Source organism: Chryseobacterium angstadtii (genome assembly GCF_001045465.1).
GTDB classification, from domain to species: domain Bacteria; phylum Bacteroidota; class Bacteroidia; order Flavobacteriales; family Weeksellaceae; genus Chryseobacterium; species Chryseobacterium angstadtii.
In genome coordinates this window covers 946,914-960,202 of sequence record NZ_LFND01000003.1, presented here as the reverse complement: position 1 = coordinate 960,202, position 13,289 = coordinate 946,914, and the positions used below count along the sequence as shown (strand labels likewise).

The following is a 13,289-nucleotide window of genomic DNA, read 5'->3' as shown; positions in this document are numbered from 1 at the left end:
GTGAAACAAAAAAACGGGTAGTTTAAACCTACCTGTAATGAGAAGTTATGAACATAAATTCATAAAATTTTTATAACTTACAGTCTAAATAATACTCAATCTCAAATTCCAACCCATTAACTTACCTTTCATAACATTAACCTCATTAACTCAACATGGACTTCTGCGCAATAGATTTTGAAACGGCCACTCACGAGAAAAATTCCGCGTGTGAGATGGGTATTTGTGTTGTTCAGAATTCCAAGATTATAGAAACCAGGACCTGGCTGATCAAACCGCCCAGCTTTCCTTATTTCAGCAAATTCAATATTGATATTCATGGAATCAAACCTGAAGATGTAAAGGATGCTGCTACTTTTGACGAAATCTGGTATGAAGCTGAAGAAATGATGTACGGAACACTGATGATAGCCCACAACGCAAGTTTTGATGCAGGCGTTTTAAGAGGCTGCTTTGAGCACTACGGCATGTTTACCCCTAAGCTGAACTATCTCTGCAGTATTCAGCTGGCTAAAAAATCATGGAATTATCTGCCGAGATATGGTCTCAAACATCTAGCAGAACATCACCAGATTGACCTTAACCATCACCGTGCAGGAGATGATGCCGAGGCCTGTGCCAAGATTTCCCTGCTGGCTTTCGAAAAATTAATCATGACAGAAAATGAAGAACTCCATGAATCTTTTTTAAGTAAATACATCAAAAAACTATAACCGAAATGAAAAAACTTTTACTATCTGCCGTCTTAATGACCGGCACTTTATTTCATGCACAGAGCGCGGAACTGCTTAGTACAACATGGTATCTGAGAAAAGTGATAAAGAGTAACATCACTTACATGCCTCCTCAAAACAATGAAATAGGTTCCCCAACTCTGACCTTTACTCCTACTTCCGGATCATCAGGAACAACGACCAATATGAGCAGCCCGATTTGCGGAACCAGTATTTGGGCTATGATCTATCTTAATGAAATCACAGCCAGTCAATTTTCTTTCTGGACTGCGGGTGTAGGGAACAATTCGACATGCACACAGCCCGGAAATATCTCCTTTTTCAACCAGTATTCTAATTATTTTGCCTTCTCCAACTTACATAATTACGAAATTACTTATTCCGGAAATACAAAAAATTTAGTACTTACCAATGATTATGGAGATAAGGCTTTTTATGACAGCGCTTTTCTGGGAACCAAAGAAGAATCAGGTACATCCAAAGCTACGTCAATAAAAATATACCCTAATCCTGTTAAGGACAGTTTCCTGGAAGTTAAAGGTGCTGAACGTATGGAATGGACAAAAATTTATAACGCTGAAGGAAAACTCATTCAGCAGAATTCTGCAGATTCCGGAATAGATGTATCCGGCCTTCCAAAAGGAGGTTACTTCTTAGAAATCAAATCACAGAAAGGCATAAGCAGACATTCATTCATTAAAGAATAATACTAATTGCTCAATACTTCAGACAGCAGGTTAAACTTAGGGATCTCAATCTCGAAAGTTTCCTGCGTCTCCATATTTTTAACAAGGTATTTTCCGCTCATACTTCCTACACCGGATCTAAGCATCACATTGGAGAAATAAGCGAAATTTTCGCCTATGGGAATTTCTGGTGTCAGGCCAATCACGCCATCACCAATAATTTCTGTGTATCCAAAGCCTACATCAAAGATGAGCCATTTTCTTTTAAGTACTTTAATAGGAAAGCTTCCGTCATTTTCTATTGTAATATTGTACTTAAAAACGTAACGGTTTTCGGAAGGATAACTGTTTTTACTATCATATTCAGGTATTACTGAAACTTTGATATTGGAAGTCATTTTTGAGAACATCACTTTAGTTTTTATAATGGATACAAAAATCTCGCCTTTTTTAAGGCGAGATCGTAAGTTATCTTATAATTTTGTTAAAATCTATAATCCAAGGCCTTTTCTTTCGTCACCTCCCATTAAAATTTCAACCGGATTGTCGATACCTTCTTTTACCGCTACAAGGAATCCTACAGACTCTTTTCCGTCGATAATTCTGTGGTCATAAGACATAGCAACATACATCATTGGTCTGATTACTACCTGTCCGTCTACCGCTACCGGTCTCTGGATAATGTTGTGCATTCCAAGGATAGCAGACTGAGGAGGGTTGATGATTGGTGTAGACATCATAGATCCGAAAGTACCACCGTTTGTAATGGTAAATGTACCTCCAGTCATTTCATCAACAGTAATTTTACCGTCTCTTACTTTAGTAGCAAGATCTTTGATATTGGCTTCCACTCCCGCAAAAGACATATTTTCAGCATTTCTCAATACCGGAACCATAAGACCTTTAGGCCCTGAAACGGCAATTGAAATATCGCAGAAATCGTAGTTTACTTTGAAGTCTCCGTCAATAGATGCATTCACATCCGGATACATTTGTAATGCTCTTGTCACCGCTTTTGTAAAGAAAGACATAAAGCCTAATCCTACTCCATGTTTCTGAGCGAATTCTTCTTTATATAATTTTCTTAATCTGAAGATTTCAGACATGTCAACCTCGTTAAAAGTAGTCAACATCGCCGTTTCGTTCTTCACAGAAACCAGTCTTGAAGCAATTTTTCTTCTTAGAACTGAAAGTTTAGTTGTCGTAGTGGTACGGGCTCCTGTTGCTGTAGATGGGCTTCCTCCTAAAGCAGGAACTGCAGCTAATTCTGCATCTGATTTAGTGATTCTTCCGTCTCTTCCGCTACCTGAAACCTGTCCTGCCTCAATACCTTTCTCGTCAAGGATCTTTTTAGCTGCCGGAGATGGAGCTCCTGTAGCATAAGTTTGTGGAGCAGCTACCGGAGCAGCTGGTTTTGGAGCTTCCTGTTTAGCCGGTTCAACAGCTTTCGGAGCCTCTTCCTGTTTTGGAGCTTCAGCAGCAGGTGCGCTTCCGCCTGCCGGTTTAGGAGCATCCATATCAATTAAACAAACTACCTGGCCAACCTGTACTACATCACCTTCTTCTGCTTTTAACGTGATTACACCGCTTTGTTCTGCAGGTAATTCAAGAGTTGCTTTATCTGAGTCTACTTCTGCAATGGGCTGATCTTTTTCTACATAATCACCATCTTTCACAAGCCAAGTTGCAATTTCAACTTCTGTAATGGATTCTCCCGGTGAAGGAACTTTCATTTCTAAAACTGACATATTGAGTATTTTTTTATTTTTTTAATTGGGTACTATTCTTATCTCTTAATTATACGGTAACAGGTCTTTTTACAGGGGCATCGTCTCTGTCGAAAACTCTGTTGATCACTGCATTCTGGCTTTTCTCAAACATTTTGTGACTTCCCGGAGCCGGAGCACCGCTTGGTACCGGAGCAATTACCTGAATTCCTGTATCTCTGAAATTTCTCAGGATATAAGACCATGCTCCCATGTTTTCAGGTTCTTCCTGAGCCCAGATCAACTGGGTTCTGCTGTCATATTTATTCAAGATTTCTTCAATAGCATCTGCCTGAAGCGGATACAACTGCTCTAATCTTACCAATGCAATATTTTCACAGTTAAGCTCTTCTTTCTTCGCTAATAATTCGAAGTACAGCTTACCTGAACACAATACTAATTTTTCAACTTTTTTAGCATCTGCCGCAGGATCATCCAATACAGGCTGGAATGAACCGTTTGCGAAATCTTCCAGTGGAGAAACCACTTTAGGGTGTCTCAACAGAGATTTAGGACTCATTACCACCAATGGTTTTCTGAATGTCCATTTAAGCTGTCTTCTTAATAAGTGGAAATAGTTGGCAGGAGAAGTTACGTTCGCTACTACCATATTTTCGTTCGCACAAAGCGTTAAGAATCTTTCCAGTCTTGCTGAAGAGTGTTCTGCACCCTGACCTTCTGAACCGTGAGGCAATAACATCACCAATCCGTCCTGAATCTTCCACTTCTCTTCTGCTGCTGCTAAATACTGGTCAACGATGATCTGAGCACCGTTCACAAAGTCTCCGAACTGAGCTTCCCAGATCGTTAACGTATTAGGAGAAACCATCGCGTATCCATAGTCGAAACCTAAAACACCGTATTCTGAAAGGTGAGAGTTGAATACATCAAATCTGCTTTCTGACACGTGTCTCAACGGGATATATTCCTCTTCCGTATCTTCAGTTTTCACTACTGCGTGTCTGTGAGAGAATGTACCTCTTTCCACATCTTCTCCGGAAATTCTTACATTGTGACCTTCCACAAGAAGGGTAGCATAAGCCAGCCATTCTCCAAGAGCCCAGTCTAGTGAGTTTCCGTCGATAGCCTTAATACGGTTATCAAACAGTCTTGTAATTTTATTGATGAACTTTTTATCAGCCGGAAGAGTTGACATTTTAATAGCCAGTTCTTTAAGCTTCGCAAGATCGTATTTCGTATCTACAGGAATCTGAACCGCTCCTCTTTTTCCGATAGGATAATTAGTCCAGTCATCGGCCATGAAAAGATCCATTGTATTTTTCTCGATCTCTTTGGAAGCATCAAAGTCCTTATCTAAAAGTACTTTGAAATCTGACTCCATTTTTGCAATTAAATCATTAGAAGTAATGCTGTCTTTTAATAATTTATCTTTATAAATTTCTCTTGGATTCGGATGTTTTGAAATTAATTTATAAAGGTTAGGCTGCGTAAATCTAGGCTCATCACCTTCATTATGCCCGTATTTTCTGTATCCTAATAAATCGATATAAACATCTTTTCCAAACTTAGCTCTGAAGTCTGCTGCAAAATGCATTGCGTGTACCACAGCTTCAGCATCATCTGCATTCACGTGCATTACAGGAGATTCTGTAACTTTTGCAATGTCTGTACAGTATGTTGAAGATCTTGCATCTGCATAGTTGGTTGTAAACGACACCTGGTTGTTCACAACGATATGAACAGTTCCTCCTGTCTTGTAGCCTTCTAATGTCATCATCTGAGCCACTTCGTAAGCAATCCCCTGACCGGCAATAGCTCCGTCCCCGTGGATCACGATAGGAAGAATCTTAGAACCGTCTCCTTTGTATTTGTCGTCTATTTTTGCACGGCAGATTCCTTCTACAAGGGCTGCTACTGTTTCAAGGTGAGACGGGTTCGGCGTAAGGTTGATAGCCACTTCTTCTCCTGAAGCTGTTTTTACTATTTTAGATGATCCTAAGTGATATTTAACATCACCGGAGAATACATCTTCTTCAAATTCTTTTCCTTCAAATTCAGAGAAAATCTGTTTGTACGATTTCCCGAAAATGTTAGACAACACATTCAGTCTTCCTCTGTGGGCCATACCCAATACCACTTCATCCACTCCAAGCTGAGAAGATCTTGAGATCAACTGATCCAAAGCAGGAATCAATGTTTCCCCACCTTCCAGTGAGAATCTCTTCTGTCCTACAAACTTGGTATGAAGATAGTTTTCAAAAGCTACCGCCTGATTTAATTTTAGTAAAATCTCAGTTTTTTCATTAGCAGAAAGACTTGGGTGATTTTCGTTCACCTGAAGCCACTTCTTAATGAAATCTTTTTCCTCAACATTGTTGATGTATGTGTATTCTACCCCGATAGAATCGCAGTAGATACTTTCCAAATGTTTGATGATGTCCTGTAATGTTGCAGGTTCTTTCATCCCTGTTTCAACAGCACAGTTGAATTTTGTATTTAAATCCTCCTTGCTAAGACCGAAGTTTTCGATGTCTAAAGTAGGGGTGTAATGTCTTCTTTCTCTAACCGGGTTTGTTTTTGTGAACAGGTGCCCTCTGGTTCTGTAAGCCTCGATAAGGTTAACTACCTTAAATTCTTTTTTGATGTGCTCAGGAACCTCTCCGCCTGATACTGCCTGAGAGATCTGCTGCACTGCCGGAGCAACGCTGGCCGGAGCCTGAATGTATTGAATGTTATCGTCATCTCCATAGTTCTCCAAAGCAAAATCGAAACCTTGAAAAAAGGCTTTCCATGAAGGCTCTAAAGAATCCGGGAATTTTAAGTACTGTTGGTATAAATCCTCAATTAACTGAGAATGAGCTGCGTTTAGGAATGAAAATCTGTCCATTATTACAGTTTATCTATTATTAAAATTTATTTGTAGAATTAATCTTCAAATTTAATAAAAAAAACCGAGTTAAGACAGCCTGAGACCGTTAAAAAATATTAAGAAAAAAATAATTAAAAAAAAATCACTTAAACACTGATAATGAGAGCTTCATGTTTACCTCCTGCCCCTCTATCGGACGTTCAATAAAGGTCTGACGGATATCTCCGAAGCGCATCTCGTCTTTTTTCGCCTTCTGAATCAGCTGCTGAACTGCCCTTATTCTGCCTTCGTAGTTTCCTTTGTAGTACATAATGTAGTTTTGGGAAGGATTTACAGTCCGGAAATTGAAATTATTATCCGTAACCCCGATCTTTTTGGAAAGTGGAATTCCGAGAAAGTAAGAAACCTCTTTATCTTTGTAATTATCCGCATCGGTAATCAGCACCGGAAAACCAAATTCATCGTCTCTTTTTCCAAGATCCATCGTCACATAATTATAGATTTTACTGTAATTCATAACGATATTTTTGTACAGTGCATCTTTCTTGTTGGAAGCACTTACATTGATTCCCAGAAGCAGTTTATCGTCTTCATTTTCCACCATAAGGCTATCATATTTTATGGAAGCCATCTGGTGATCTTTCTCCACTTTGTTACCCAGTACGTTTTTCAGATTGACCATACTTTTGGTAATATTTTCCGCAAAACGGTCTTCTGTCCAGAAATTTTCAACTCTTCTCAGTACAGAAAGTTTTGGCGTATGAACATACCACGTAATCTTCGTTTTCTCTGCAGAAACCGGTTTGAACTGAACATCTACCACCGTCGGATTTTCGTTTCTGTCTTCAAAAAGCTGATAACGCAGGCTTTTGCCGGGATTTTCATATCGGATAAACATTTCCCCGTCCGTATCATTTTTAGGGTCCACATAGCTAATCGCACTACCCTGTCCTTCATATGGCGTATAATAATCTATATCCACAGACTGGGAGCTTGTAAAAAAATTGTTCCAGCGGGTAAAATGCTGCAGGTTATTGAATTGGGAAAAGACTTTATCCAGCGGATAATCAATCTCTTTTTCTATCTTAAAATCCTTGTTTTCATCCACAAAATAATACATGGAAGCAGCATAAGCTCCTACCAGTAAAACAAGAATCGCGGCTGTAATTTTGAAAAAACGCATCGCACAAAAGTAATACAAATAAAAAAAGTGACCAATATGTTGATCACCCTAGTTTTTATGTTTAACACTAATTAACCTGATGGAGGTTGAAGGCTGGAAGTTTATATCCGGGAATCCAATTCATGAAGTTCCTTTTTAATCACTTTTTTAAACCTATCCCGTTTGAACCGGTTTTATATTTGGTTAATCGCAAAAGAACGCAAAATTTCTTACCTACTTTATGTTTTAAGGCGCAAGGATTTTATCTCCGATAAAATTGTATAATGTCATTGCGAGGAGCGAAGCGACGAAGCAATCTCTAAAATACTTTTATGGCGTAAATCTGAGATTACTTCGCCTAAAGGCTCGCAATGACGGTGTTCAAAGAAAACAGCTTAAAAAAGTATCCTCTTTCTTATCCAATATGAGTTCCTGAAGGAAGAACCGCTCCTTTTTTCACTACAACAATTCCATCCTGAACAGAATGGGTTCCGTAGTCACCATCCGGAAGATGTTTTCCTCCTATGATTTTAACATTATCGCCGATATAACAGTTTTTATCGAGAATAGCCTTTTCAATATAACAGTATTTTCCGATTCCCATATTAGGGCGGCCACTTCTGTCGTTAAGGACAATTTCTGTGGTATTCTGATAAAAATCGGCACCCATCACGTAAGAATTCACAATGGTACTTCCTTTGTCTATTCTCGTTCTGTTCCCAATCACTGAATTTTCAATCTTATCTGCCATAATGATACAACCATCACCGAAAACAGCCTTACTCACATAAGAACCATTGATTTTTGACGGCGGAAGCATTCTGGCTCTGGTGTAGATGGGTGAAGAAGAAAACAGATTAAACTGCGGAAGATCCTGACAAAGATCCAGATTCGCTTCGTAAAACGATTCTATAGTTCCGATATCTGTCCAGTAACCCTCATATTGATAGCTTAATGTTTTGTACTTCCCTATTGAATTCGGGATAATATCTTTACCGAAATCGTCTCCAGCTCCTTCTTCAAACATCTTTTTCAGAATCGTTCTCGTGAAAATATAGATCCCCATAGAAGCCAGATATTCTTTTCCTTTATGTTTGTTTTCCTCCGAAACTTCAGATTTCAGGCTATCCAGAACATCATACTCCGGTTTTTCATAGAAGGAGGTGATATTTCCGTCATCATCGGATTTTAAAATTCCGAAACCTGTTGCATCTTTGGCTACAACGGGAATGGTAGCAATGGTCACATCGCCGCCGTTTTCAATGTGAAAATCCAGCATTTCCCTGAAATCTATCTGGTAGAGCTGATCTCCGGAAAGAATCAGAATATAGTCATAATCATACTTTTCCAGATGCTTCATCGACTGGCGGACTGCATCTGCCGTTCCCTGATACCAGCTTTCGTTTTCCACATTCTGCTCGGCCGCAAGAATATCTACAAAGCCTTTGCTGAAAATATCAAAATGGTAAGAGTTCTTGATATGTGAATTTAAAGAAGCTGAATTGAACTGCGTTAGAACCAGGATTTTATTCAGTCCCGAATTCAGACAGTTTGAAATAGGAATATCTACCAGCCTATATTTTCCTGCAATAGGAACTGCCGGTTTTGATCTCGAATACGTTAACGGGAATAATCTTGTCCCTCTGCCGCCTCCTAAAACAATGGAGATTACATTTCGTTTCATAAGTATCTTGCGTTTTATTGAATTAAATTTACTGTTCTATTCTTAGTGTTTACTGCCAATCTTAAGCATTCTTTGTTTTCATATTTCAGGTCATTATTATAAACAATCACCCTGAAGTCTCCTTCATCACTGAGTTCAAATACGTCTTTATCTACATTATCAATTTCAATGTAATGCTTTTTAAGTTCTTCCCTGAATAATTTATTGGTGATCAGAACATCCATTACATCTACCTTTTTCATCATAAAATGATCAATGTCTCTATTGTATTTTTCTCTCCAGCTTTTCCCTAATTTATTTTCAATGGCAGCATAGGTCTTTTTGTTTTTGGCATCCACAGTATTCCTCATTTTCTGATCGATCATACATCCGGAAACAGCATGGTATTTAATTTTCCATTTCTCGGAAATTCCCTCTGCCGCTTCGAAAAACTCCATTCTTGGATATCCATAGGTGTAAATCCAGAAATAGTCTCCATAATAGCTTCCTTGATCTTCTTTCTTACATGAAAAAAGAACGATCATCATTATCAAAAAAGCTCCGGAAATTTTCATCGTATCAGTTATTATATAAAGCTATATATTTTTCTGCGGATTTCTCCCATGCAAAATCAAAATTCATATTGGCATAGATCAGATCTTTCATTACCCCTTTCTGGTTATAGACTGCCAATGCCCTGTTCATAGCATGAACAATATCATCTACACCCGGATACGTAAAATTCAGACCGGCTCCTCCTGTGGAAATATCTTCTACGGTATCTCTCAAACCTCCGGTATATCTCACGACAGGGACCGTTCCGTATCTCATGGAATACATCTGATTCAGTCCGCATGGCTCCACTCTCGATGGCATCAGCAGGAAGTCTGCAGAAGCATAGATCTTATGGGAAAGATGTTCTTTATACCCCAGATCCAGTGCAAAATTGGTGTAGGTATGCTGATATTCTTTCAGTTTATTTTCGATATAAGCATTTCCTGAACCCAGAATCATAATATTTAATGCTCCATAGCTCTGTTTAATACTTTTCCAGACTACATCCGGAAGAAAATCGGCACCTTTTTCCGTAGCAAACCTTCCTATAAATGCGAAAAGCGGAAGCTCCGGTTTCAAACCATATTCTTTACAGAGTTTTTCTTTATTTTTTTTCTTCTGGGCTACTGCATTTTTGATGTTAAAATTAAAATCCAGCATCGGATCGGTCTCCGGGTTCCATACTTCCGTATCAATTCCGTTGATAATCCCATATGCCTTTCCGAATTCTTCGCGCACCAGACTTTCCAGGCCGCGGAAACTGATAAAGAGCTCTTCAAGATAGCCTTCCGAGACTGTGGTAAAAGCATGTGAACATTTGATCATGCTTGCCAGCGGATTAATAAAACCGTTCCAGTCTAAGAGTCCCCATTTATAGGAGTCAAAAGAAGGCATATAATTCGCCATATTCCAGCTCATCATTCCCTGATATTCTCCGTTATGAATGGTTCCTATGGTTTTTACACCTTTTAAAAATTCAAATTCAGGGCAATGTTGCGTCATAAAAGGCACCAGACCTGTATGGTAATCATGGCAATGTAGTACATCCGGACAGATTTTCATTGCGGAGAGCCAGTGAAGCACTCCATTCTGAAAAGCCAGAAACTGAAAACTTTCGTCCTGATAGCCATAAGGATTGTCTCTATCTAAAAGCCCCGGAATTTTCACCATGTACAATTCAAATCCCAAAACATCCGTTTTCTCTTTCATCACCTGAACCTGAAGCATATTCGGTCCCTGATGGATAAAACCATCAAAAACAATATCAAATTCATGCTCATGAACAAAAGGTTTGTTGTACCAGGGCATAACCACCTTGGCATCTATTCCTTTGATTTTATTCTGATATTTCGGCAATGCCCCCACCACATCTGCCAAACCTCCTACTTTGGCGATGGGATAACATTCCGTGCTTAAATGATATATTACCATAGTCTCGGTGTCATTTGTATTTTGTTGCATCTTCCTCTTCATTATTTTTATTTCTTATGTTTTATTCGGTGTAATTTATACTTTTTATCTTTTCTCTGTCTTAAAATAATCCCGGCCATCGGAGGAATTTTTAAGGTGATGGATTTCGGATATCTTAACCATTCTTCATGTTTCTCATTCAAAATATCTGCATCTGCACCACTTCCATTGTATTTCTGATCATCGGAATTAAGAATGACTTCCCAATGAGTTCCTGCATTCACGCCAATTCTGTATTCCAATACTTGCGGTTTCAGGTTCAGAACTACAATTAAAACATCATCTCTTCTTTTCCCTTTCCTCAGATACACATATACTGAATTCTCCAGATCATCTGCTTCTACCCATTCAAATCCGCTTTTATTAAACTGATTTTCATATAAAGCATGTTCAGATCTGTACAAATGATTCAGGTCTTTTACAAGCGACTGTACGCCCTGATGAACAGGATACTGCAGCAGATGCCAGTCCAGACTCCGGGTAAAATTCCATTCTCCTGTCTGGGCAAATTCGTCGCCCATAAAGAGAAGTTTCGCTCCCGGATGCGTGTACATATATACATAGAGCGCGCGGAGGTTGGCAAATTTCTGCCATTCGTCGCCCGGCATTTTATAAATCAGACTTGCTTTTCCGTGTACCACTTCATCATGTGACAGTGGCATCATATAATTTTCATTATACATATACACAGAGGCAAAAGTAATTTTATGGTGATGGTATTTCCTGTGTTCCGGAGCCTCTTTGAAGTAATCCAGAGTGTCGTGCATCCATCCCATCATCCATTTCATCCCAAATCCTACTCCGCCATCATGAACTGGTTTTGTAAGCATCGGAAAATCCGAACTTTCTTCTGCAATAGTGATAATACTATCCCCGAATTCCTTATAAACTGCCGTATTGAATTCCTGCAGGAAAGTTTTCGCCTCAAGGTTTACATTTCCTCCTTCAATATTGGGTTCCCATTCGCCCTCATTCCTGGAATAATCGAGATGAAGCATTGAAGTCACCGCATCTACGCGGAGCCCGTCTGCGTGATAACGTTCCAGCCAGAACATGGCATTGGAAATCAAAAACGACTTCACCTCATTCCTTCCGTAATTAAAGATATAAGATTTCCAGTCGGGATGAAAACCTTTTCTGGGATCTTCATGTTCATAAAGGTAAGAGCCGTCAAAACGGTGAAGACCGTTTGCGTCCCCCGGAAAATGAGAAGGTACCCAGTCCAGAATAACCCCGATATTATTTTTATGAAGCTCATCAATCAGAAACATAAGATCCTGAGGTGATCCGAACCTTGAAGTAGCCGCATAAAATCCTGTAATCTGGTATCCCCAGCTTGGATCATAAGGATATTCCATAACCGGCATAAATTCTACATGGCTAAACCCCATCTCTTTCACATAAGGAACCAGTTTTTTCGCAATATCCCTATAATTTAAATACCTGTTCGGGGCATCGCCCTGCCTTACCCAGGAACCTAAATGAAGCTCGTAAACGGATATCGGTGCATCAAGACTGTTTTTTTCGTGTCGTTTTTCCATCCAGTCCTGATCGCTCCATTCGTACCAGGTTGTAGAAACCAGTGATGCCGCCTGTAAATTCTGCTCCCAGCTTAATGCATACGGGTCACTTTTTTCCAGAATTTCACCTCTGGCTGTTTCTATGGCATATTTATATAAAGTTCCCCAGGTAAGTCCGGCAATAAAGCCTTCCCATATCCCGGACCCGTCCCATCTTGGAAACAAAATATGATCTTTATGATTCCAGTTGTTGAAATTTCCGATAACGGAAACCTTTTTGGCATACGGAGCCCATACGGAGAAATACACTCCTTTTACACCGTCTTTTTCTACGGAATGTGCCCCGAACTTCCCATACAGCTTATAATGTTTACCTTCTTTAAAAAGATAAACATCATGGTCCGTAAACAGCGTATAGGTTTTAACAGAATTCATCAAGATATCGTTGTACTTTATTTTTCTTTGAAACTACGAAAATTCCCTGCAATAACGGTTAATAATTAATCAAATTATTATTATGTTAACTGATCTCGGAATAAGGTGTTATTTTATTGTTGAGTTAAGAGGCAAGAGTCAAGAATCAAGAGTCAAGAATCAAGAACCAAGATGTCAGATATCAGACATCAGATTTTAGATAGGAGACTTTTGGATTAAGGTTGAAATTGATTTTAGAAAATACTGGTGGGCAGTTTTAAAATGTCTGAGCTAGGAAATATTGAGCATCCTTGTCAAGGTTTTGAACCTTGACAAGGATTTTTTCCGCAAACCTTGCTTCAGGTAATTTAATTAACAAGCCCCTTCAATAATTCTTCTTTCAGGCCTTAATAACTTCCTTCTTTCAAATGTATTCAATCCATGTGTAAAGCATGAGGCAATAACCACATTAACCTACTTACTCTACAT

Annotated in this window: 10 protein-coding genes; 2 read left to right on the top strand and 8 right to left on the bottom strand. The window is 39.1% G+C overall.

The window, feature by feature from the left end:
- The first annotated feature begins 155 nt into the window (after window positions 1-155).
- Together ACM46_RS12130 and ACM46_RS12125 are read left to right on the top strand one after the other, a co-directional pair.
- Complete coding sequence (locus ACM46_RS12130; protein ID WP_048506889.1) at window positions 156-713, top strand: 3'-5' exonuclease; 558 nt, start codon at window positions 156-158, stop codon at window positions 711-713.
- Between the two features lie 5 nt (window positions 714-718).
- The gene (locus ACM46_RS12125) at window positions 719-1,441 is read left to right on the top strand and encodes a T9SS type A sorting domain-containing protein (RefSeq protein ID WP_083997393.1); all 723 of its coding nucleotides are present in this window, start codon (window positions 719-721) and stop codon (window positions 1,439-1,441) included.
- 2 nt (window positions 1,442-1,443) lie between these two features.
- Here the strand turns inward: ACM46_RS12125 and apaG are convergent, their stop codons facing one another.
- From apaG to glgB, 8 genes are all read right to left on the bottom strand, one after another.
- Window positions 1,444-1,830: a Co2+/Mg2+ efflux protein ApaG gene (gene apaG / locus ACM46_RS12120; protein WP_241486005.1), complete on the bottom strand. Its 387-nt coding sequence runs from the start codon at window positions 1,828-1,830 to the stop codon at window positions 1,444-1,446.
- Window positions 1,831-1,911: 81 nt separating this feature from the next.
- Window positions 1,912-3,168 (bottom strand): 2-oxoglutarate dehydrogenase complex dihydrolipoyllysine-residue succinyltransferase, encoded by a 1,257-nt coding sequence (gene odhB, locus ACM46_RS12115; protein ID WP_048506886.1) that lies wholly within the window; start codon window positions 3,166-3,168, stop codon window positions 1,912-1,914.
- A gap of 49 nt (window positions 3,169-3,217) precedes the next feature.
- Entirely contained in the window at window positions 3,218-6,034 is a 2,817-nt protein-coding gene (locus tag ACM46_RS12110) for a 2-oxoglutarate dehydrogenase E1 component (RefSeq protein WP_048506885.1), read from the bottom strand.
- A gap of 124 nt (window positions 6,035-6,158) precedes the next feature.
- The gene (locus ACM46_RS12105) at window positions 6,159-7,199 is read right to left on the bottom strand and encodes an SRPBCC domain-containing protein (RefSeq protein WP_048506884.1); all 1,041 of its coding nucleotides are present in this window, start codon (window positions 7,197-7,199) and stop codon (window positions 6,159-6,161) included.
- Window positions 7,200-7,593: 394 nt separating this feature from the next.
- Window positions 7,594-8,862, bottom strand: coding sequence for a glucose-1-phosphate adenylyltransferase (locus ACM46_RS12100; protein WP_048506883.1), 1,269 nt, complete (start codon window positions 8,860-8,862; stop codon window positions 7,594-7,596).
- Window positions 8,863-8,876: 14 nt separating this feature from the next.
- Window positions 8,877-9,416, bottom strand: a complete 540-nt coding sequence (locus ACM46_RS12095; protein WP_048506882.1) for an FEKKY domain-containing protein — start codon at window positions 9,414-9,416, stop codon at window positions 8,877-8,879.
- Between the two features lie 4 nt (window positions 9,417-9,420).
- Window positions 9,421-10,857, bottom strand: coding sequence for a glycogen synthase (locus tag ACM46_RS12090; RefSeq protein WP_241486004.1), 1,437 nt, complete (start codon window positions 10,855-10,857; stop codon window positions 9,421-9,423).
- Between the two features lie 17 nt (window positions 10,858-10,874).
- On the bottom strand, window positions 10,875-12,821 hold the full coding sequence (gene glgB / locus ACM46_RS12085) for a 1,4-alpha-glucan branching protein GlgB (RefSeq protein WP_048507161.1): 1,947 nt from the start codon (window positions 12,819-12,821) through the stop codon (window positions 10,875-10,877).
- Window positions 12,822-13,289 lie beyond the last annotated feature (468 nt).